This is a genomic window from Alteromonas sp. ABV4_515 (genome assembly GCF_056160345.1).
Genome location: NZ_JBSWWZ010000004.1, coordinates 20,022 through 39,966 on the forward strand (window position 1 = coordinate 20,022; position 19,945 = coordinate 39,966).

Genomic DNA, 19,945 nt, shown 5'->3' on the forward strand with positions numbered 1-19,945 from the left:
TTTACAAACCAAAGAAAATCAAGGGGTGTAAATCAGAATGTCCCGAGATCGCGTCATCAAGGACAAACAACGGCCACGATGCTCTTGGCAGGAGATTACGCTGACTGACATACCTTTCGTATAGCTCTTCAATCTCTTCAACGGTGTAAGAAAATTCATGTTTCCTCACGTCCGAGATACATTCGAAAGCGCCTTCCAAAACTCGCTCTAATTTATCAAAATTTTCTTGGGTATAATTACGTTTACCGAAGCAGAATGAAAATGAAGAAGCGTTAGTGAGCTCTATAATATCTACGAATTGCCCGTCGGGTGAAGTAAGCAGCGCCTCTAAAAACATTGAACGGTCGAGCATTAAATATCCGCCCCCCATTTTTACGTTAGTGTTGAACACATGTTCGATAGAATATGGCACATTGTTGATTGTGTCTTTCTTGGAAGACGTGGTGATCATATAGATTCCGTCTACCTGCCTTGAAGTCAGCAGCACCAGTAACTTTTGAATTGTTCCTGAATAACCAACGTCTAATACCACCGGCAAGATATCTTTCTCTAGAAAACCTATCGAGCGCAAATAATTTAGATATGCATTTTTGCTGTCGTTGATTATAGAAGCTATAAGGGCGATTTTTAATCTGAAAATTTGGCATATTACATCTGTATCTTCAGGCAAAGAGATGATTCGCTCGCTATCTTCATCCATCAGGATTTGCTCTACCTCATGAAGAGTGAAAGCATACCTAGCACGTAAGAATTCTGCTATCGTACCGTTAAAGCTATGACCCAGGCTCAATTCCCAAGACGCTTCCTGATCAAGCGTAATTCTAAATAAAAAGGTTCTGGAGGCGAGCATATAGCAGGAATTGTAACAGACTCCTGGTGAGTAAGTTTCAAAAGCCCTTTTGAGCGCGTAACCTTCCCTCGCTAGGTGGAACACTGAAACCGGTTGATCATAGTTATCGAGTTTATTGCATACTTCAGCGATGTATTTACTAAGAATAGGGCCTAAGAAATTATACCCGAACTCCCTTAGGGAAATACTTTCTAACATGGTAATTGAATCTCTAGATCAGGTTTTAATCAATTTGCAGATATAGTGCAAAACGACCGCAATAGTAACATCCTTTGTAATAGCTCGTCTTGCCTGATGAAGCTGAAGCCAATAATTTAAGATAGGATTAACTCTCTTAATTCACTGTCTGTTTTCTAGCAATCTAATAGTTTTTCAACATAAAAAAAGGCCGGAGTTTACACTCCAGCCTTTTTCATACATGAGTAACCTTACTCTTCTGTCGCTTCAGCTTCTTCAGCTTCTACTTCAGGACGGTCTACCAGCTCAACGAACGCCATAGGGGCGTTGTCGCCTGCACGGAAACCGCATTTAAGAATGCGAGTGTAACCGCCTGGGCGAGCTTCGTAACGAGGACCAAGCTCGTTGAACAGTTTACCTACAACCTCTTTATCACCTGTGCGGGCCATAGCCAGACGGCGGTTTGCAACGCTGTCTTGTTTTGCCAGTGTGATTAAAGGCTCGATTACGCGACGTAATTCTTTCGCTTTTGGTAACGTCGTTTTGATCACTTCGTGCTTGACCAGTGAGCCGGCCATGTTTTTGAACATAGCTTGACGATGGCTGCTGTTGCGATTCAACTGACGACCACTCTTACGATGGCGCATAGTTTTATCCTTCTCTACAAATCAGTTTGATAAAAACCTGATTAATCTTTTTCAGCGATGCTCTCTGGTGGCCAGTTTTCCAGGCGCATGCCCAGAGAAAGTCCACGAGATGCTAGAACATCTTTGATTTCAGTTAGCGATTTCTTACCAAGGTTAGGCGTTTTAAGTAACTCAACCTCAGTACGCTGAACCAGGTCACCAATATACTGGATAGCTTCTGCTTTCAAACAGTTAGCAGAACGTACTGTCAGTTCCAGATCATCAACTGGGCGCAGGAGAATCGGATCGAATTCCGGCTTCTCTTCTTTCTGAACGGGTTCAGAAACATCACGCAGGTCAACAAAGGCATCTAATTGCTCAGCCAGAATAGTGGCTGCGCGGCGGATCGCTTCTTCAGGATCCAATGTACCGTTGGTTTCCATATCAATGATCAGCTTGTCTAAGTCTGTGCGTTGTTCAACACGTGCAGACTCAACAGAATAAGCAATACGTTCAACCGGGCTGTATGAAGCATCAACTAACAAACGACCAATTGGACGATCATCTTCTTCGGAGGAGCGACGAGTAGCAGCAGGCACGTAACCACGAGCAGTTTCTACTTTAATGCGCATGCTGATGTCAGCTTCGCCAGTTAAAGTACAGATAACATGGTCAGGGTTAACGATTTCTACATCACCGTCATGCTGAATATCACCAGCAACAACAGGGCCAGCGCCAGATTTCACTAATGTCAGGGTTGCCTCAGTTTTACCTTCCAGGCGAACCGCTAAACCTTTCAGATTCAGCAGAATCTCGATTACGTCTTCTTGAACACCTTCTTTGGTGCTGTACTCGTGTAAAACGCCATCGATTTCCACTTCAGTTACCGCACATCCAGGCATGGATGACAGCAAGATGCGGCGAAGGGCGTTACCCAGAGTGTGGCCAAAGCCGCGCTCTAGTGGTTCCAAAGTTACTTTGGCACGAGTAGGAGAAACGTTTTCGATCTCTACTAATCTCGGTTTCAGGAATTCAGTCACAGAACCCACAATGCTTCCTCTTTAGTTAGCTTTACTTAGAGTAAAGTTCGACGATCAACTGTTCGTTAATTTCAGCAGACAGGTCAGTTCTTTCTGGAACGCGCTTGAAAGTGCCTTCCATTTTGCTGTTGTCTACTTCAATCCAGGTTGGCTTCTCACGTTGGTCAGCCAGTTCCAAAGCAGCAACGATACGCGCTTGCTTCTTAGCCTTTTCACGAACAGAAACCACGTCTTCGGCAGAAACGTTAAACGATGGAATGTTCACAACTTGACCATTTACCATGATCGCCTTGTGGCTAACCAGCTGGCGTGCTTCTGCACGAGTGCTGGCGAATCCCATACGATATACTACGTTATCCAGACGCTGCTCAAGCAGTTGCAACAGGTTTTCACCAGTGTTGCCTTTCAGACGGGCAGCTTCTTTATAGTAGTTACGGAATTGTTTTTCCAGAACGCCGTACATACGACGAACTTTTTGCTTTTCACGCAGCTGAACACCGTAGTCAGACAGACGGCCACGACGGGCACCGTGCTGACCAGGCGCTGTATCGATTTTACATTTAGAATCGATTGCGCGAACGCCGCTTTTCAGGAACAGGTCAGTTCCTTCGCGACGGCTAAGTTTGAGTTTAGGACCCAAATATCTTGCCATGTTCTTTCTCCAACTGTCCGGCGATTAAACGCGACGTTTTTTCGGTGGACGACAACCGTTGTGAGGAATAGGAGTCACATCGGTAATGTTTGTGATCTTGTAACCAGTTGCGTTAAGTGCACGGATCGCGGACTCACGGCCTGGACCTGGACCTTTAACGAAAACTTCAAGGTTTTTCAGACCGTAGTCTTGTGCGGCTACGCCAGCACGTTCAGCAGCAACCTGTGCAGCAAAAGGGGTAGATTTACGTGAACCACGGAAACCAGAACCACCTGATGTCGCCCATGCTAATGCATTGCCTTGACGGTCAGTGATAGTCACAATTGTGTTGTTGAAAGACGCATGGATATGAGCCATACCGTCTGCAACCTGACGCTTAGCGCGTTTACGCGTAGTACGAGTAGGTGCTTTTGCCATAACTAATTCCCCCGCTTACTTCTTAATTGGCTTACGAGGACCTTTACGGGTACGCGCATTAGTTTTAGTGCGCTGACCACGTAGAGGCAAGCTACGACGGTGGCGAATACCACGGAAGCAACCCAGGTCCATCAAACGTTTGATGCTCATAGATACTTCACGGCGCAGATCACCTTCAACGGTGAACTTAGCCACTTCTTCACGAAGCTTCTCTACAGTTGCTTCGTCAAGCTCTTTTACTTTTGTTGATTCTGCAACACCAGCGTTAGCACAGATCTCTTTTGCACGAGTTGCGCCAATACCGAAAATCGCCTGAAGAGCGATAACGGTGTGCTTGTGTTCAGGAATGTTAATGCCAGCGATACGGGCCATTAACAGCACTCCTCTATATTTTAATGTCGACGACCTAAAAAGCCCGATAGGATACTTACCCGACGACAAAATTGCAACATAAGGTTTATATAAACGAAATAGAGCAAGCTGAACCCAGTATGAGGTTCAGCTTACATTTCGAATTTTAACCGCTTTTTCGATTAGCCTTGACGCTGCTTATGCTTAGGGTCAGAGCTGCAAATTACTCGCACAACACCGTTGCGCTTGATGATTTTGCAGTTACGGCAAATCTTCTTTACTGATGCACGAACTTTCATTACATCACTCCGTAGTGCACTAATCTTATCGACCGTAGCCTTTCAGATTAGCTTTCTTCAGAACAGACTCATACTGACTAGACATCAGATGTGTCTGCACCTGTGCCATAAAGTCCATGATGACAACCACGATAATCAGAAGCGACGTACCACCGAAGTAGAACGGCACATTCCACGCGATCAACATGAATTCAGGCACTAAACAAATAAAGGTTATGTAAAGTGCGCCAGCCAAAGTCAGACGAGTCATTACCTTATCGATATAACGCGATGTTTGCTCACCTGGACGGATACCAGGAATAAACGCACCAGATTTCTTCAGGTTATCTGCAGTTTCACGTGGGTTGAAAACCAACGCAGTATAGAAGAAGCAGAAGAAGATAATCGCAGTTGCGTACAACATCACGTACAGCGGCTGACCAGGAGAAAGCATTAATGCGATGTCCTGCAACCAAGCTGTAGATTCATTCTGACCAAACCAACCAGCAATGGTAGATGGAAACAGAATGATACTGGATGCGAAGATTGGTGGAATAACACCCGCCATGTTTACCTTTAATGGTAAGTGCGTGCTCTGCGCTGCAAACACCTTACGGCCCTGCTGACGCTTCGCATAGTTTACAACGATACGACGCTGCGCTCGTTCAACAAACACTACCAGGTAAATCAGACCGATGACGATTACGCCAATCAGCATCAGGAACAACAAGTTAATGTCGCCCTGTCTTGCTTGTTCCGCTGTCTGACCAATCGCTGTTGGCAGACCGGCAACAATACCAGCAAAAATCAATATAGAGATACCGTTACCAATACCTCTTTCGGTAATTTGCTCACCTAACCACATCAGGAACATCGTTCCTGTGACTAAGCTAACTACCGCTGTAAAGTAGAATCCGAAGCCAGGGTTTATAACCAAACCATTAATCAGGTTAGGCAGGTTAGTCGCAATACCAATAGATTGGAATGTAGCCAGTACCAGCGTTAAATAACGCGTGTACTGACTAATTTTCTTACGACCAGCTTCGCCTTCCTTTTTAAGCTCCATCATCGGTGGGTGAACCACCGTGAGCAACTGCATGATAATCGATGCAGTAATGTAAGGCATAATGCCCAAAGCCAGAACGGATGCACGCTCAAGCGCACCACCGGAGAACATGTTAAACATTTCTACGATGGTACCTTTTTGTTGCTCAAACAACTCAGCAAGTACTGCTGCGTCGATGCCAGGAAGCGGCACATAAGAGCCCAGTCTGAACACGACAATCGCACCGAGTACGAACAACAATCTTGACTTCAGCTCACTCAAGCCGCTTTTCGCGCCTGAATCCAATCCTGGTTTAGCCATCTAGCTTATTCCTCTACTTTACCGCCGGCGGCTTCAATCGCTTCAAGAGCGCCTTTTGTAACCTTCAACCCGCTAACTGTAACAGCTTTAGATACTTCGCCGCTCTTTACAACTTTAACGAACAGTACGTCTTTCTTAATAAGACCAGCTGCTTTCAAAGTTTCCAGAGAAACGGTATCACCTTCAACCTTAGCGATTTCAGTCAGAGTTACTTGATCAGTAACAAAGCTCTTACGAGAGGTGAAACCAAACTTAGGCAGACGGCGCTGAATAGGCATTTGACCACCTTCAAAGCCCTGTCTGATGGTACCGCCCGAACGGCTGGTTTGGCCTTTGTGACCACGGCCACCGGTTTTACCCAGACCTGAACCAATACCACGACCTACACGCTTAGCGGTTGGTTTTGAACCTTCTGCAGGAGAAATTGTGTTTAAACGCATGTCTTACTCCTCCACGATCTCAACCATGTAATATACACGGTTGATCATGCCACGTACTGCTGGGGTATCTTCCAGTTCACGGACATGGTTGATTTTACGAAGACCTAAGCCTTTAAGCGTAGCTTTGTGCTTTGGCAGACGGCCAATCGCACTTTTAGTTTGCTTTACTTTAATCGTTGCCATGTCTGATTACCCCAAAATTTCTTCTACAGACAATCCACGTTTTGCAGCAATACCCGCTGGAGAGTTCATCTCAGTCAGCGCGTTAACTGTTGCACGAACAACGTTGATTGGGTTTGTAGAGCCGTAGCATTTTGAAAGTACGTTCTGTACACCAGCTACTTCAAGTACTGCACGCATCGCACCACCGGCAATGATACCGGTACCTTCAGATGCTGGCTGCATGTAAACTTTAGAGCCAGAGTGACGACCTTTAATAGGGTGCTGCAATGTGTGACCGTTCAGGTCTACAGTAACCATGTTGCGACGTGCTTTTTCCATCGCTTTTTGGATAGCAGCAGGCACTTCACGTGCTTTACCGTAACCAAAACCAACACGGCCATTGCCGTCACCAACTACAGTCAGTGCAGTGAAACTGAAAATACGACCACCTTTAACCACTTTAGAAACGCGGTTTACAGCGATCAATTTTTCCAGCATATCACCGTTTTGAACTTCTTGTTTAGCCATTATTCTTCACTCCTAGAACTGAAGACCAGCTTCGCGAGCTGCATCAGCTAATGCTTTTACGCGACCGTGGTATTTAAAACCGCTGCGATCGAAAGCAACAACTTTGATGCCTTTTTCGATTGCACGCTCGGCGATAGCTTTACCCACTGCCGCAGCTGCTTCCGCATTACCGGTTGCTTTCAGATCTGCTGCCAGACCTTTTTCAACGGTAGAAGCCGCCGCCAGTACCTCAGCACCGCTAGGAGCGATTAACTGGGCATAGATGTGGCGAGGTGTACGGTTAATTACCAGGCGATGCGCGGCCAATTCACGGATCTTAGCACGTGCGCGAGTTGCGCGACGTAAACGTGATGTTTTCTTATCCATCGTATCACCCACCTACTTTTTCTTAGCTTCTTTACGACGAACATTCTCGTCTGCATAGCGAACACCTTTACCTTTGTAAGGCTCTGGTGGACGGTACGCGCGGATGTTTGCCGCAACCTGACCTACAACCTGCTTATCCGCGCCTTTAACGAGGATTTCAGTTTGGGTAGGCGTTTCAACTGTGATGCCTTCAGGCATTTCGTATGCTACAGGGTGAGAGAAACCCAGAGTCAGGTTCAGTTTGTTACCTTGTGCTTGTGCACGATAACCAACACCTAACAGTTGCAGTTTTTTCTCAAAACCTTCAGATACGCCCTGAACCATTGAGTTCAACAGTGCGCGAACAGTACCAGCTTGAGCCCATGCATCAGCAAAACCTTCACGAGGCAGAGCTTTCAGTTGGTTCTCATCTTGTACTACTTCAACAGCGTCGTTGAATACTTTAGTCAGTGTGCCTTTAGTGCCCTTAACAGTAACTTCCTGGCCGTTGATTTTAACTTCAACGCCTGATGCTACGTTTACTGGGGCTTTTGCTACTCGTGACATTTCAACTCCTCCGATTACGCTACATAACCGATGATCTCACCGCCCATGCCTGCTTTACGCGCAGCACGGTCAGTCATCACACCTTTAGAAGTTGACACGATAGCAACGCCTAAACCACCCATTACTTTTGGCAGCTCATCTTTTTTCTTATAGATGCGCAGACCAGGACGGCTTACACGTTCAATAGTGTCGATTACTTGCTTACCTTCGAAGTACTTCAGAGTAACTTCAAGAGTAGGCTTAACGTCACCAGAAACAGCGAAGTCAGTGATGTAACCTTCAGCCTTCAGTACGCCTGCAATAGCAACGCGCAGTTTTGAAGAAGGCATAGTCACAGCAACTTTCTGTGCCATCTGGCCGTTACGGATGCGGGTAAACATATCCGCGATAGGATCTTGCATGCTCATTCTTAGCTACTCCTTACCAGCTGGCTTTTTTCAGGCCAGGGACTTCACCGCGCATCGCTGCTTCACGCAGTTTGATACGGCTCAGACCGAACTTACGTAGGAAACCGTGTGGACGGCCAGTTACGCGGCAGCGGTTTTGCTGACGAGATTTAGCACTGTCACGTGGCAGTTGTTGTAGCTTCAGAACAGCATCCCAACGCTCTTCTTCAGAGGCGTTAACATCGCTGATAATCGCTTTAAGTGCGGCACGTTTTTCAGCATACTTAGCAACAAGCTTTGCACGCTTTACTTCACGAGCCTTCATTGATTCTTTTGCCATAACCCTACACCCCTTATTTTTTGAATGGGAAGTTGAACGCGGTCAACAGAGCACGTGCTTCATCATCAGTTTTTGCACTGGTAGTGATAGTGATATCCATACCGCGTACTTTATCCACTTTATCGAAATCGATTTCAGGGAAGATGATTTGTTCACGAACGCCCATGCTGTAGTTTCCACGACCGTCGAACGACTTAGCGCTCAAGCCACGGAAGTCACGTACACGAGGAATTGCGATTGAAATCAAACGCTCTAAGAATTCCCACATACGCTCGCCACGCAGGGTTACTTTACAGCCAATCGGATAACCTTCACGGATTTTAAAACCCGCAACAGATTTACGCGCAACTGTAACAATTGGCTTCTGGCCAGCGATAGCTGCCATATCGGCAGTCGCATTTTCCAGAACTTTCTTGTCAGCTACGGCTTCACCCAGACCCATGTTCAGGGTGATTTTTTCAATCCGAGGGACTTGCATGACGCTTTGGTAACTGAACTGCTTTGCAAGGTCAGCTACTACCGTTTCTTTATAGAAATCATGCAGTTTCGCCATCGTACTCTCCAATTAATTAAACAAGTTCACCGTTAGACTTAAAGAAACGAACTTTCTTACCGTCTTCAGTACGGAAACCAATACGGTCAGCTTTACCCGTCGCAGGGTTAACTACCGCAACATTAGAAACGTGCAGAGATGCTTCTTTTTCAACAATACCGCCAGCTACGCCCATGTGTGGGTTTGGCTTCTGGTGTTTCTTGACAAGGTTTGCACCTTCTACAACTACACGGTCTTCAGATACCAGCACTTTCAGGACTTTGCCTTGTTTGCCTTTATCTTTACCCGCTAATACGACTACTTCATCATCACGACGAATTTTTCTAGCCATTATCGTGACTCCTTATAGTACCTCTGGGGCCAGTGAGATGATTTTCATGAAGTTGTCACTTCTCAGCTCACGTGTAACCGGACCAAAGATACGCGTACCAATAGGTTGCTTATTGTTGTTTAACAATACAGCCGCGTTAGCGTCAAAACGGATGGTAGAACCATCTGCACGACGAACGCCTTTTCTAGTACGCACCACCACTGCGTTCAGTACGTCACCTTTTTTAACTTTACCGCGAGGAATTGCTTCCTTAACAGTAACTTTGATGATGTCACCGATACCTGCATAACGGCGATGCGAGCCACCAAGAACCTTAATACACTGAACCCTGCGAGCGCCGCTGTTGTCTGCAACGTCCAGGTTAGTTTGCATTTGGATCATGTTAGTGCTCCGCTCGATAATTAAGACTCTCTCGAGTCGTTTGCGCTGATAAAAACAGCAGATATTGCCGCTTTTATGTACATACCCCCATAAAAAGGGCGCGAAACTATAACAGAAAAGATTAGTAAGTGATAGTGTGAATTTGAATTAAATTTAAACGATCCGACATTCTTCTCAACTCTGCTATTCTGTTTAGTTCATCAGAACTGCATCACTATGCTACGCAAGTAAATAGCGATGCAAACAACGGGAAAAATTCCCTTTATCAATGGGCTTAGATAAATAGTCATTCATACCGGCCAGCAGACATTTTTCACGCTCTCCCACCAGCACATTCGCAGTAAGTGCGATGATAGGTACCAATTGTGCTGCCCTGCCAAGCTGCCTGATTTGCGTCGCAGCTTCATAGCCATCCATTACGGGCATTTGGCAATCCATTAAAATGAGTGCGTACATGTCGTCTGCGGCTATTTTCCTAACCACGCTTTCCAGTGCTTCAGCCCCATGGCTGGCAATGTCACACGTAATGCCAAACTGCTTCAGTTGTTCAGCTACGACAAGTTGATTTATCTCATTGTCTTCAACCACCAGCACATGCTTGCCTGCCATCTCATCGGTGATGACAGATGCCGCTTCTTGGTTGGGGTTTTCAGCTTCGCTGCTTTCGGCAATATCAAGAGAAAGCGCGACAATGAATGTTGAGCCTTTGCCGAATTCACTGTTAACTCTGATCCCGCCGTTCATATGTTCAGCGATTTGCGCCACAATAGATAAACCAAGACCGGTGCCGCCATAACGACGTGTCGTTTCACTGTCACTTTGGCGGAAAGGTGAAAATATCGAAGCCTGATGTTCAGGTTTTATTCCAATACCATCATCTTGCACCATGATTTGTATTAGCTTGCGCCCGTTGTTTTGCAACTTTGAACGTAGTTTTACCAGGATGTTCCCTTGCTCTGTAAACTTTATCGCGTTGCTGATTAAGTTAGTGAATATTTGCCTTATTCGGGTGGGATCGCCTTTAACGCCAAAGTGTTCTGTTTTTTGCAGGTCGAGTTTTAGCATTAAGCCTTTTTTGTGGGCCGCTAATTGAAATAGACGAACCTGCTCCTCAGCAATACGGCCGATATCTATCGGTATTTGTTCCAGTTCCAGTTCACCTGCATCTATCTTTGAAAAGTCGAGCACATCATTGACTATCTGAAGTAAGCCTGCAGCGCTTTGTGTGGCTAAACGACAGAACTCTTGCTGCTTATCATTTAACGGTGTGGTTGTTAGTGCGTCCAACATACCCACAATACCGTTGATGGGTGTACGAATTTCATGGCTCATGTTAGCTAAAAACTGACTGCGAGAAGCTAAAGCGTTTTCAGCAACATGGCGGCGCTCTTCAAGTTGCTTTTTTACAAGCATATGTTCGGTGACATCCTGGGTTGCGCCGTAATAACGAATATTTTCTGGGTCGGATGTGTCTGCAACACCCTGGGATTGTGCCCAGAATCGTCTTCCTTTCAGTGTTATGGCCTCAAACTCAAAAGACCATGCTTCTCCAGTCTCTTTCGAATGCGCCATCAATACCCGAAACGTTTCCAGATCTTTCTTTTGATAAATAGTCGACCGGACTACGTCGAAATTCAGTGTTGCGTCTTCTGGGATTTCAAATAGTTTTCTTAATGAATCCGACAAGCTTACCTCTTCTGTTGTCTGATTCATTTCCCACGTACCCACCTTTGCAAGCTTCGACATCTGAAGGTGCAGCCGGTGCTGATGTTCAAGCGCCTTCTGCTGTTCGAAAATGGCGTGCATTTGCTGCTGTCGGGTAAGCTCAGTGCCAACCCACTCGGCGAGGAGCATAATATAATCCTGCTCCTCGGTGGTGAAAGGCTGGCCACGTTTATCCAGACTCGAAAAGTTCACGGTACCGTATCGCTCACCGTTCACCATAAACGGCATGCCGATATAACTCTGCAAGGCAAAATTGCGGTAGCCGGGATGAGCGACCCCAACTTCTTCAGCAGCATCGCTGTAACTAACAATTTTATCTGCAGCGAGTGTGTCACGACAGTAAGTGTCACCGAGAGCAAAGGTTGCCCCTTTCTCGATAGCGTCTCCGGGAGAAACTGCTGAAATTACCGTATACACATCGCCATCGATATGACTAACGAGTCCGATGTCCAAACTAAGCGCATCAAGACCTAGTTTCAGTAAGCGTTGTAATTTTTCTTCTGTCGAAATCGTTACATCAGCTGATATACCGTGTAACGCTTTAATTATTTGCATCGCTGGAGAAGTGTGAAGTTGTATTGATGGCTTAAGATAGCACACAAAAAATCGGCAGGTGCTACTTCCGTATCACCTGCCGCTTTTGTGCGTTGCAGCGTAAGAACGCCGTCGCTATGTCGTATTAATTAAAACAACACATTTATTTCATAGCCTGTTGCAGTATCCGCAGGCTCGATAGTAACAATGTAGTTTTCTTCTTCCGTAAATCCATACAGTGCGGTTCTATCAAGCAGCACCTGCTCATCGTTATCATCTTCATACACAGCAATGATTTCATAATAATCTGATGGCAGAACGATACTGTTGCTTTCACCAAGCTCCAGGTTCATCAAATAGTAGTCAGCCGTATCAATGGTTTCGTCATTACGAACCAGATAAAAATCAACGTTATCGAAATCACTTACAAGATTAATAATATTTACCGTCTTGTCATAGGATTGCGGCAAACCACTTTCTACAAACGTAGCGGCTTCAAGTTTTTCATTGGCCTCATAAATCATTATCGCCTTACTTTCGCCTTGATTAAGAGTGATAAGCTTGTTTGTCAGCGCAGTCGCTTCGCCGTCACTGGTGGTAACGGTAACGCGATAATCACCATAATTAATTTCTGTGAACTCAGAAATTTCACCGGCAGACAAAGTAAATTCCGTGTCTTCTTCGCCGTCATTCCCACCAAACGTAACAGTAAGAGGAGCATCGTAGTCCGTGCTGTTATAAATACGATATTGCGAGTCGGCATCTACGTCTGCAATATTGGTGACGTAAGATGAATTTAGCACCATATCGACTGACAAACCTGTGCGGATCGCGCCACTCACGTCACGAAGTACCAACACGTATTCGGTATCGTAGCTGAATGAAATAGTTTGAGATTCGAACAGGACTTCTGTCTCACCTGGTGCTGTAAGATAGATAGTATAATCACCAGAGTCGAAATCATCACTATCGTCATCGCCGTCCCAGTAAGTCATTTCAGTCAGTTCCTGATAACTTACGGTACCTAACAAATTAGCAGCTTCAAACGGGTCACCATCTTCCGCAAGATAGAAGTCGTACTCGTCCTGCCCTACCAATTCATTGTTCACGAATAAACGAAAATGGTCTTCCATTGACGTTCTTTCGAACTGGTATTCAATGTATTCACCTTGTTCAAAGTCACCGCTAAGGACGATTAAGGTTTTATATCCTTTTCGTAGCGTAACTGTCATTTCGTGCAGGAGAACTTCCTGATCATCCGAATCTGTGCGAATAAATTCCAGGTCGTATTCACCTGCATCAGTCGATACCAGAGTTGTCGAATCACCGAATGGCGCATAGCCAAATGAGTCGCCATCGACTTCACGCATTGTTACTGTTGCACCGTTGGGAGAGGCATTGTAAAACTGAATATACGCATAGGTATAATCTGAACTGTCATCGCTTGAGCCTCCACAGGCGGAAAGACCAGCAAGCAATGCAAATACCGTCAACAACTTGATAGACGGCTTGATAAGTCGAAATAGCATAAATTAGTAAATCCTTAGCAGAAGGTAGTTGTTCACGTTCAAATGGTTTTCGGAACGTGCATATCATACTTCCCTAAGTCCGATAAAAATCGGCACTGTTCAGTGATTTACGTGATCTTTGCACTATTTACAGAATACTGGGGTTGGATAATCGAATTACCCTCTAGATAAAGAGAAGCCGGCGTTAAACCGGCTTCTATATAGCGTTATTAAGATGACTTAGCCCTGACGCTGCCTGACAATCTCATACAGACAAACACCTGTGGCGACCGACACATTCAAAGATGAAACCGCACCTGCCATAGGAAGTTTCACCAACTGGTCGCAATGTTCTCGAGTAAGGCGACGCATGCCTTTACCTTCTGCGCCCATGACCAGTGCCGTTGGCCCTTTCAGGTCAACCTGATAGATGAGCTGTTCGGCCTCACCCGCGGTTCCGATAACCCAAACCCCTTTATCCTGCAGATGCTTGAGAGTACGGGAGAGATTGGTAACCTGAATCAATGGAACAGATTCGGCCGCTCCACATGCCACTTTGCGGGCAGTGGCGGTAAGTCCGGCAGACTTATCTTTAGGTACGATAACCGCGTGAACACCCGCGGCATCGGCAGTACGCAAGCATGCACCAATATTGTGTGGGTCGGTGACACCATCAAGTACCAAAAGAAAAGGTTCGCTCTGTTTGTTTAAAACAGCATCTAAATCGGCTTCATCAAGCACTCTGGCCGGCTTTGCCCGAGCGACGACGCCTTGGTGTTGCTCGCCACTGACTTTATCGTCTAACACTTTACGCTGACAAAACTGCACGCTAATACCAAAGCGGCGCGCCTGATTAATGATGTTTTTCAATCGTTCGTCGTCACGACCTTTCAGCACCAGTACTTCCAGAACTCGCTCTGGTTCATGTTCTAATACCGACTGCATTGCATGCAGGCCGTACAACCATTCTTGCTGCGCCATTTATTTCTTTTTACCTTTACTCGATTTGCTACGTGTTTTTTTCGGCGCCCGTCCGGCAGGTTTACTGCGCTCTGACTGACGTCCATTCTTGCTACTATTACGCGGCTTCCGGCTTTTACTTGGCTTACCTGCACTTTCGGCCTTACCGTCGCGTTTGCTGCCTTCACGACGGCCTTCTGAAGATTTAGGTTCTGCCTTTCTGACCTGTACTTTACGGCCACCGCGGCCACGCAGCATAGACGCATCAAGAATTAAATCAATCTTTCTTTCGTCCAGATTGACTGCCGCAACTTTTACCATCAGCGTATCGCCGAGACGGAACTGACGTGCACCGGAGTCGCCTACCAGCGTTTGCTTCACATCATCGTAGCGATAATAGTCGTCATCCAGAGAGGTGATATGAACTAAACCATCGATATGGTACTCACTGATACGTACGAACATGCCAAAATTTGTGACCGATGCCACTACGCCCTCAAAGCTTGAGCCCACATGATCCTGCATGAATTCGCATTTTAGCCAGTCTGCGACATCTCGCGTGGCGTCATCTGCGCGACGCTCCGTCATTGAGCACTGCTCGCCCAATTGTTCAACTTCTTCAACGGAGTAGGCTTTCGGGCCGGTGACTTTTTGCTTCTGCTTTTTGAGGATAGCTTTAATCGCGCGATGCACAACCAAGTCGGGGTAGCGACGGATTGGCGACGTAAAATGTGCATAAGCCTCTAACGCCAAACCAAAATGCCCGACATTGTCGCAGTCGTACACCGCTTGCTTCATCGAGCGAAGCAGCATGGTTTGAATTAGCTCTTGATCTGGACGCGCTTTGGTCTTTGTCACCACGTCGGTAAAATCGGCAGGTCGTGCATCTTCGGTGATACGATGAGGAATACCAATTTCTTTGAGGTAAGACGTAAACGTCGTTAGCCTGTCGGCATCCGGCTTATCATGAACCCGATATAGCGCTGGCATCTGATGCTTCTCAAGGAATTTTGCGGCACTGACGTTTGCCATGATCATGCATTCTTCAATCATCATGTGTGCGTCGTTGCGTACTACAGGCACTACATTCTCGATTTTGCGCTGGGCGTTAAAAACGAACTTACTTTCCTGCGTCTCAAATTCAATAGCACCACGATGAGCACGTGAACGCTTCAATGCACGGTACAAGTCATGCAAATTTCGAAGGTGTGGTACTTGTTCGGCATAACGCTGGTTCAACTCTTTATCGCCCTCAAGGATTTGCCAAACTTTGTTATAAGTCAGGCGGGCATGGGAGTTCATTACCGCTTCATAGAACTGATAGCTGTCGAGTTTACCCTGCTCTGTGATAGTCATCTCGCAGACCATACATAAGCGGTCTATTTCTGGATTAAGCGAACATAGGCCGTTTGACAGCACTTCCGGTAGCATGGGAATAACCTGATCAGGGAAGTACACCGAGTTCCCCCGGTTCTGCGCTTCTTTATCCAATGCAGTCCCCAATTTCACATAGCTACTGACATCGGCAATAGCAACCCAAAGCTGCCAACCCCCCTCATCCAGAGGCTCGCAGAAAACCGCATCATCAAAGTCCCGGGCATCTTCACCGTCGATAGTGACTAACGGCAACTGACGTAAATCAATCCGCCCTTCTTTGGTTGCCTCTGGCACTTCTTCGGTAAACCGTTTCACATAGCGCTCTACCGCAGTTGGCCACACGTGAGGAATATCGAAGGTACGCAGCGCCATTTCAATTTCCATACCCGGCGCCATGTGTTCACCGAGTACTTCAACAATCTTACCTACCGGACTCACCCGACGTCGTGGGCGCTGGGTAATTTCCACCACCACAACCTGCCCCATACGAGCGCCTTTCGTGGCTTCTGGGGGAATCATGATTTCGTGTTGCAGGCGACTGTCATCGGGCATGACCACGGCAACACCGTTTTCGACAAAGTAACGCCCAACTATAGGTTCGCTTCTCGGCTCAATAACCTGAGTGATATACGCTTCTTTGCGGCCACGACGATCGGTGCCACTTTCTCTGGCTTCGACCACGTCGTCGTGCATAAACAAGTTCATTTGTCCGGCGCTGATAAACAAATCGCCGCTGTTATCTTCAGGGCGCAGGAAACCATATCCGTCGCGATGGCCAATAATGCGGCCTTTAATCAGTTCATCCCGATTTTGCAGTGCATATTTTTTCTGCTTAGTGAACTGAACTTGCCCCTGACGTTCCATAGCACGCAGACGGCGCTGAATTCCAATTCGGCTGTCTTCATCCATTGCATCTACCAGCGAGCAAATGTCGAGGAAAGACAAAGGTTTGCCCTGTTCTTTCATCACTGACATCAGATATTCCCGGCTTGCTACCGGTTTTTCGTATTTCTCTTTCTCTCGCTGGAAATGGGGATCGTCGCTCATGTACTCTCTTACTTAATTTATTTTGTTGCCAGTATAACAGTAATTTAGTGAAAGGATGGTACTGTTCAACAGTTATCCAACTATTGCTGAAAGGCATTCGTCACACACCGAGTTTATCGGCGGTTTGTGACAGGAGAATGGTAGGTTTTTATATCCGTGCAGGCAGGCTATTCATACTCAGTCTGCACGTTCACTTTTCGTATAGCCACACAAGTAGTTCACTTGCATAGACGGCGAGGTGCGCCAATTTCCGCTAAGCGGATTCAGTTTAAAGCCACTTTGATATTTCCGGGACAGCTCGGCTCCCACCCAGCAATCAAGTTCATCGGGTTTGACGAACTTAGTCCAACTGTGCGTACCAACCGGCAGATAACGCATCACGTATTCTGCGCCGACGATTGCGATGACATAACTGAGAAGTGTTCGATTAAGGGTAGCCAGAATGAGTAATCCTCCCGGCTTCACCATATCGGCACATTCCTTTATCAGCATTGCCTGATCCGGCACATGCTCCACCACTTCAGCGTTTATTACCACATCATAACGATGACCCTTTGCAGCCCATTCGCCAGAAAGGCAATGATGATACTCTACAGCTAAGTTCTCTTTGAGCGCGTGCCTTTTCGCTACTTCCACGCTGGTTGCGCTGGCATCAATGCCCGTTACCGATGCGCCTCGTTTGGCCAGAGGCTCGCAGATAAGGCCTCCCCCACTGCCGACATCAAGAATTGATAAATCAGCCAATAGACTGTCTGCAATGCCGCTCGGTTTAAAATGCTTTTGAATGGCGCCAACAATAAATTCTACCCGGGCGGCATTAAATGACAGTGCTGTTTTGTATTTTCCGGCTGGGTCCCACCATGCATCAGCCAGCGCGTCGAAGCGGGCAATTTCCTGCGCGTCTACGTTTTCGCCGCCGATTGGGGCACTGAGCTGACTTTTATCTAACATACTGTTTCTCCAGACACTGCGTTAGCGGTGTGACAATGCGTTGATTTCCTGTACCGTATATACGTTATTGAATTTATTCAGGCGCACTCATTATGGCAAATGAAAAAAATGTATATGGGCGTCCACTGCAGCTTTGTTGTGGCAATACAGGCTTCACCCGTGAAGGGTTTTGTTATGTACCTGATGCTGACATTGGTAATCACAGTGTTTGTGCTATCGTCGACGAGCCTTTCCTCGCTTATTCGGCAGAGCGCGGCAATGATTTGATTACGCCCCGGCCAGATATGATGTTTCCCGGATTAACTCCGGGGGACCGATGGTGTCTTTGTGCGGCACGTTGGCTGGAAGCCTACCATGCAGGCGTCGCACCCAGAGTGAATCTTGAAGCAACGCATCATAAGGCGCTGGATATTATTCCACTGGAAACGCTGGAAATTTATTCCAGCAAAGCGCTTTAGCGGGCTAGCTATCGAATTTCTCTTCCCAATCACGGAACTGTTCACGCGCAGACGCATCGACAGCGGCCTTGTTATTTTCAATCCACCAACGCTCCATGATCTGAACATTCTTTCTGTTTGATTTGTAGAAGAAGTCGGCGACATCACCGATAAATGGAATGAAGCCGAGACCAAAATCAATTACGCTATTGCGTACCATTACTTTGATCTGGTCGCTGGGCATGCCAAGTTTTTGGCCCATTCTGATAATCCGGAAGCCAGCAAATAACATCAGCGCATCACCCACACCGGGAATCAGACCAACAATAGAATCCAGACCCACCCGAAAATTAATCACTGGCAGCTTAATCGCTGTATCCAGCATGTTCGCCCATTTCTGTGCTTTAAGGAGTTCTTTCGGTGCTTTGGTCTGTGATGTCATATTAGTCGCTTGCGCCTAGTGCTTTAGCCAGTGCTTGCCGTTTGCGCGTTTCTTTATCAATGCGCCAACCGTGTAGATTGTCATTGATGAGTGCAAACAACATATCAACGTGTGCCGGGTCGTCATTCAGCGCAGGGATATATTCAAATCGTTTCCCTCCGGCTTCCATGAAATACGTCTTGTTTTCAACGCCGATTTCCTCAATTGTTTCAAGGCAATCTGCAGAGAACCCCGGACACAGAACCTGTACCGAGCGAATACCTTTACCCGGTAGAGATTTCATCGTTTCATCTGTATACGGTTGCAACCACTCTTCCCGACCAAAACGGGATTGAAAAGTTGTCATGTATTGATCAGATTTTAGTTCCAGCGCTTCGGCCAACAGCCTTGACGTTTTGTAACACTCGCAATGATAGGGGTCGCCGTTGATGAGGTATCGTTTAGGGATCCCGTGGTAGGACATCAGCAGTAAATCCGCTTTGCCATTTTCTTCCCAGTGCTTTCTAACACTGTTAGCTAAGGCTTCGATATAAGCCGGGTTATCGTTGTAGTTTGTAATGAAGCGCAGCTCCGGCATCCATCGACGCTTGGTGAAATCGGCAGCAACGGCATCGAACGTCGACGCCGTGGTGGACGCGCAATACTGGGGGTACAACGGCAGCACCACCAACTTGCGAACGCCTTGATCCAACAGTCGCTGAATGGCATTGGCAATAGATGGTTCGCCGTAACGCATGGCAAAATCTATCACCACATCGTCGCCGTATTGCTGCCTGCATTTATCTGCCAATGCGGCATGCTGCGCCTTTGTAATCGCCATGAGCGGCGAGCCATCTTCGGTCCATACCGTGGAGTAAGCATGAGCGGAGCGTTTTGGGCGAATATTCAAAATTACGCCATTGAGAATGCACCACCACAAAAGCCTTGGCACTTCCACAACCCGTGGGTCTGACAAAAATTCCTTCAGGTAAGGCTTCAGCGCCTGTTTGGTTGGCGCTTCAGGCGTGCCCAAATTAGTAATTAACACACCCAGCTTATCTGGCTGACCGTGTGTGAAATGAGTGGAATTTTTGTATTTCATGCTGCTTTACCTGAAATCATGACCAACGATTTTAAATCACTGGTAAGTATACTGATTAACCAGTGCTTTTGATCCATCATTTTGCTCGATTGT

26 protein-coding genes are annotated in these 19,945 nt (G+C 46.6%); 1 reads left to right on the forward strand and 25 read right to left on the reverse strand.

The window, feature by feature from the left end; all coding sequences use genetic code 11:
• Nucleotide 1: 1 nt before the first annotated feature.
• The 23 genes from ACXAGX_RS10270 to ubiG form a co-directional block, all read right to left on the reverse strand.
• A complete protein-coding gene (locus ACXAGX_RS10270) occupies nucleotides 2–1,048 on the reverse strand; it encodes an HAD family hydrolase (RefSeq protein WP_474838155.1) in 1,047 nt (348 codons plus the stop codon).
• 230 nt (nucleotides 1,049–1,278) lie between these two features.
• Entirely contained in the window at nucleotides 1,279–1,674 is a 396-nt protein-coding gene (rplQ, locus tag ACXAGX_RS10275) for a 50S ribosomal protein L17 (protein ID WP_474824927.1), read from the reverse strand.
• A 41-nt stretch (nucleotides 1,675–1,715) separates the two neighbouring features.
• Nucleotides 1,716–2,705 (reverse strand): DNA-directed RNA polymerase subunit alpha, encoded by a 990-nt coding sequence (locus ACXAGX_RS10280; protein ID WP_474824949.1) that lies wholly within the window; start codon nucleotides 2,703–2,705, stop codon nucleotides 1,716–1,718.
• A 19-nt stretch (nucleotides 2,706–2,724) separates the two neighbouring features.
• On the reverse strand, nucleotides 2,725–3,345 hold the full coding sequence (gene rpsD / locus ACXAGX_RS10285) for a 30S ribosomal protein S4 (protein ID WP_412723251.1): 621 nt from the start codon (nucleotides 3,343–3,345) through the stop codon (nucleotides 2,725–2,727).
• A gap of 24 nt (nucleotides 3,346–3,369) precedes the next feature.
• Nucleotides 3,370–3,762 (reverse strand): 30S ribosomal protein S11, encoded by a 393-nt coding sequence (gene rpsK, locus ACXAGX_RS10290; protein ID WP_070125761.1) that lies wholly within the window; start codon nucleotides 3,760–3,762, stop codon nucleotides 3,370–3,372.
• Nucleotides 3,763–3,777: 15 nt separating this feature from the next.
• Complete coding sequence (gene rpsM, locus ACXAGX_RS10295) at nucleotides 3,778–4,134, reverse strand: 30S ribosomal protein S13 (RefSeq protein WP_070125762.1); 357 nt, start codon at nucleotides 4,132–4,134, stop codon at nucleotides 3,778–3,780.
• Nucleotides 4,135–4,295: 161 nt separating this feature from the next.
• Nucleotides 4,296–4,412: a 50S ribosomal protein L36 gene (gene rpmJ, locus ACXAGX_RS10300; protein WP_073325329.1), complete on the reverse strand. Its 117-nt coding sequence runs from the start codon at nucleotides 4,410–4,412 to the stop codon at nucleotides 4,296–4,298.
• 25 nt (nucleotides 4,413–4,437) lie between these two features.
• Complete coding sequence (secY, locus tag ACXAGX_RS10305) at nucleotides 4,438–5,757, reverse strand: preprotein translocase subunit SecY (RefSeq protein WP_474824926.1); 1,320 nt, start codon at nucleotides 5,755–5,757, stop codon at nucleotides 4,438–4,440.
• A gap of 5 nt (nucleotides 5,758–5,762) precedes the next feature.
• Nucleotides 5,763–6,197 (reverse strand): 50S ribosomal protein L15, encoded by a 435-nt coding sequence (gene rplO / locus ACXAGX_RS10310; protein ID WP_474824925.1) that lies wholly within the window; start codon nucleotides 6,195–6,197, stop codon nucleotides 5,763–5,765.
• A 3-nt stretch (nucleotides 6,198–6,200) separates the two neighbouring features.
• A complete protein-coding gene (gene rpmD, locus ACXAGX_RS10315; protein WP_014950907.1) occupies nucleotides 6,201–6,380 on the reverse strand; it encodes a 50S ribosomal protein L30 in 180 nt (59 codons plus the stop codon).
• Between the two features lie 6 nt (nucleotides 6,381–6,386).
• Entirely contained in the window at nucleotides 6,387–6,887 is a 501-nt protein-coding gene (gene rpsE, locus ACXAGX_RS10320) for a 30S ribosomal protein S5 (protein WP_474824924.1), read from the reverse strand.
• A gap of 12 nt (nucleotides 6,888–6,899) precedes the next feature.
• Nucleotides 6,900–7,253: a 50S ribosomal protein L18 gene (gene rplR / locus ACXAGX_RS10325; protein WP_070126110.1), complete on the reverse strand. Its 354-nt coding sequence runs from the start codon at nucleotides 7,251–7,253 to the stop codon at nucleotides 6,900–6,902.
• 12 nt (nucleotides 7,254–7,265) lie between these two features.
• Nucleotides 7,266–7,799 (reverse strand): 50S ribosomal protein L6, encoded by a 534-nt coding sequence (rplF, locus tag ACXAGX_RS10330; RefSeq protein ID WP_474838158.1) that lies wholly within the window; start codon nucleotides 7,797–7,799, stop codon nucleotides 7,266–7,268.
• Nucleotides 7,800–7,813: 14 nt separating this feature from the next.
• The gene (gene rpsH / locus ACXAGX_RS10335; RefSeq protein WP_070125768.1) at nucleotides 7,814–8,206 is read right to left on the reverse strand and encodes a 30S ribosomal protein S8; all 393 of its coding nucleotides are present in this window, start codon (nucleotides 8,204–8,206) and stop codon (nucleotides 7,814–7,816) included.
• A 13-nt stretch (nucleotides 8,207–8,219) separates the two neighbouring features.
• Nucleotides 8,220–8,525, reverse strand: a complete 306-nt coding sequence (gene rpsN / locus ACXAGX_RS10340; RefSeq protein ID WP_070125769.1) for a 30S ribosomal protein S14 — start codon at nucleotides 8,523–8,525, stop codon at nucleotides 8,220–8,222.
• A gap of 13 nt (nucleotides 8,526–8,538) precedes the next feature.
• A complete protein-coding gene (rplE, locus tag ACXAGX_RS10345; RefSeq protein ID WP_070125770.1) occupies nucleotides 8,539–9,078 on the reverse strand; it encodes a 50S ribosomal protein L5 in 540 nt (179 codons plus the stop codon).
• A 16-nt stretch (nucleotides 9,079–9,094) separates the two neighbouring features.
• Nucleotides 9,095–9,409 carry a 50S ribosomal protein L24 gene (rplX, locus tag ACXAGX_RS10350; RefSeq protein WP_474824921.1) on the reverse strand — a complete coding sequence of 105 codons (315 nt, stop codon included), beginning with the start codon at nucleotides 9,407–9,409 and terminating at the stop codon, nucleotides 9,095–9,097.
• Nucleotides 9,410–9,421: 12 nt separating this feature from the next.
• A complete protein-coding gene (gene rplN / locus ACXAGX_RS10355) occupies nucleotides 9,422–9,790 on the reverse strand; it encodes a 50S ribosomal protein L14 (RefSeq protein ID WP_070125772.1) in 369 nt (122 codons plus the stop codon).
• A 219-nt stretch (nucleotides 9,791–10,009) separates the two neighbouring features.
• Nucleotides 10,010–12,070: a GAF domain-containing hybrid sensor histidine kinase/response regulator gene (locus ACXAGX_RS10360; protein ID WP_474838160.1), complete on the reverse strand. Its 2,061-nt coding sequence runs from the start codon at nucleotides 12,068–12,070 to the stop codon at nucleotides 10,010–10,012.
• Between the two features lie 128 nt (nucleotides 12,071–12,198).
• Nucleotides 12,199–13,578 (reverse strand): DUF4397 domain-containing protein, encoded by a 1,380-nt coding sequence (locus ACXAGX_RS10365; RefSeq protein ID WP_474838161.1) that lies wholly within the window; start codon nucleotides 13,576–13,578, stop codon nucleotides 12,199–12,201.
• 219 nt (nucleotides 13,579–13,797) lie between these two features.
• A complete protein-coding gene (gene rlmB, locus ACXAGX_RS10370) occupies nucleotides 13,798–14,538 on the reverse strand; it encodes a 23S rRNA (guanosine(2251)-2'-O)-methyltransferase RlmB (protein WP_474838163.1) in 741 nt (246 codons plus the stop codon).
• A complete protein-coding gene (gene rnr, locus ACXAGX_RS10375) occupies nucleotides 14,539–16,941 on the reverse strand; it encodes a ribonuclease R (RefSeq protein WP_474838165.1) in 2,403 nt (800 codons plus the stop codon).
• 177 nt (nucleotides 16,942–17,118) lie between these two features.
• Nucleotides 17,119–17,892: a bifunctional 2-polyprenyl-6-hydroxyphenol methylase/3-demethylubiquinol 3-O-methyltransferase UbiG gene (ubiG, locus tag ACXAGX_RS10380; protein ID WP_474824915.1), complete on the reverse strand. Its 774-nt coding sequence runs from the start codon at nucleotides 17,890–17,892 to the stop codon at nucleotides 17,119–17,121.
• 92 nt (nucleotides 17,893–17,984) lie between these two features.
• Between ubiG and ACXAGX_RS10385 the strand changes: the two genes are divergently transcribed.
• On the forward strand, nucleotides 17,985–18,350 hold the full coding sequence (locus tag ACXAGX_RS10385) for a DUF2237 family protein (protein WP_474824914.1): 366 nt from the start codon (nucleotides 17,985–17,987) through the stop codon (nucleotides 18,348–18,350).
• Nucleotides 18,351–18,354: 4 nt separating this feature from the next.
• Here ACXAGX_RS10385 and ACXAGX_RS10390 read toward each other — a convergent pair whose 3' ends face one another.
• Entirely contained in the window at nucleotides 18,355–18,771 is a 417-nt protein-coding gene (locus ACXAGX_RS10390; RefSeq protein WP_474824913.1) for a DUF4112 domain-containing protein, read from the reverse strand.
• 1 nt (nucleotide 18,772) lies between these two features.
• On the reverse strand, nucleotides 18,773–19,852 hold the full coding sequence (hemH, locus tag ACXAGX_RS10395; protein WP_474838167.1) for a ferrochelatase: 1,080 nt from the start codon (nucleotides 19,850–19,852) through the stop codon (nucleotides 18,773–18,775).
• Nucleotides 19,853–19,945: the final 93 nt, after the last annotated feature.

Bases quoted from the DNA above. Each gene is read 5' to 3' on its own strand.
- ubiG (WP_474824915.1), bottom strand. From the start codon at position 17,892: ATGTTAGATAAAAGTCAGCTCAGTGCCCCAATCGGCGGCGAAAACGTA.
- ACXAGX_RS10270 (WP_474838155.1), bottom strand. From the start codon at position 1,048: ATGTTAGAAAGTATTTCCCTAAGGGAGTTCGGGTATAATTTCTTAGGC.
- rplQ (WP_474824927.1), bottom strand. From the start codon at position 1,674: ATGCGCCATCGTAAGAGTGGTCGTCAGTTGAATCGCAACAGCAGCCAT.
- ACXAGX_RS10385 (WP_474824914.1), top strand. From the start codon at position 17,985: ATGGCAAATGAAAAAAATGTATATGGGCGTCCACTGCAGCTTTGTTGT.
- rlmB (WP_474838163.1), bottom strand. From the start codon at position 14,538: ATGGCGCAGCAAGAATGGTTGTACGGCCTGCATGCAATGCAGTCGGTA.
- rplR (WP_070126110.1), bottom strand. From the start codon at position 7,253: ATGGATAAGAAAACATCACGTTTACGTCGCGCAACTCGCGCACGTGCT.
- ACXAGX_RS10365 (WP_474838161.1), bottom strand. From the start codon at position 13,578: ATGCTATTTCGACTTATCAAGCCGTCTATCAAGTTGTTGACGGTATTT.
- rpsM (WP_070125762.1), bottom strand. From the start codon at position 4,134: ATGGCCCGTATCGCTGGCATTAACATTCCTGAACACAAGCACACCGTT.
- rplO (WP_474824925.1), bottom strand. From the start codon at position 6,197: ATGCGTTTAAACACAATTTCTCCTGCAGAAGGTTCAAAACCAACCGCT.
- rpsH (WP_070125768.1), bottom strand. From the start codon at position 8,206: ATGAGCATGCAAGATCCTATCGCGGATATGTTTACCCGCATCCGTAAC.
- rpsE (WP_474824924.1), bottom strand. From the start codon at position 6,887: ATGGCTAAACAAGAAGTTCAAAACGGTGATATGCTGGAAAAATTGATC.
- rplE (WP_070125770.1), bottom strand. From the start codon at position 9,078: ATGGCGAAACTGCATGATTTCTATAAAGAAACGGTAGTAGCTGACCTT.
- rplF (WP_474838158.1), bottom strand. From the start codon at position 7,799: ATGTCACGAGTAGCAAAAGCCCCAGTAAACGTAGCATCAGGCGTTGAA.
- rpsK (WP_070125761.1), bottom strand. From the start codon at position 3,762: ATGGCAAAAGCACCTACTCGTACTACGCGTAAACGCGCTAAGCGTCAG.
- rplN (WP_070125772.1), bottom strand. From the start codon at position 9,790: ATGATCCAAATGCAAACTAACCTGGACGTTGCAGACAACAGCGGCGCT.
- ACXAGX_RS10390 (WP_474824913.1), bottom strand. From the start codon at position 18,771: ATGACATCACAGACCAAAGCACCGAAAGAACTCCTTAAAGCACAGAAA.
- rnr (WP_474838165.1), bottom strand. From the start codon at position 16,941: ATGAGCGACGATCCCCATTTCCAGCGAGAGAAAGAGAAATACGAAAAA.
- rpsD (WP_412723251.1), bottom strand. From the start codon at position 3,345: ATGGCAAGATATTTGGGTCCTAAACTCAAACTTAGCCGTCGCGAAGGA.
- ACXAGX_RS10360 (WP_474838160.1), bottom strand. From the start codon at position 12,070: ATGCAAATAATTAAAGCGTTACACGGTATATCAGCTGATGTAACGATT.
- hemH (WP_474838167.1), bottom strand. From the start codon at position 19,852: ATGAAATACAAAAATTCCACTCATTTCACACACGGTCAGCCAGATAAG.
- rpsN (WP_070125769.1), bottom strand. From the start codon at position 8,525: ATGGCAAAAGAATCAATGAAGGCTCGTGAAGTAAAGCGTGCAAAGCTT.
- rpmD (WP_014950907.1), bottom strand. From the start codon at position 6,380: ATGGCAACGATTAAAGTAAAGCAAACTAAAAGTGCGATTGGCCGTCTG.
- rplX (WP_474824921.1), bottom strand. From the start codon at position 9,409: ATGGCTAGAAAAATTCGTCGTGATGATGAAGTAGTCGTATTAGCGGGT.
- rpmJ (WP_073325329.1), bottom strand. From the start codon at position 4,412: ATGAAAGTTCGTGCATCAGTAAAGAAGATTTGCCGTAACTGCAAAATC.
- secY (WP_474824926.1), bottom strand. From the start codon at position 5,757: ATGGCTAAACCAGGATTGGATTCAGGCGCGAAAAGCGGCTTGAGTGAG.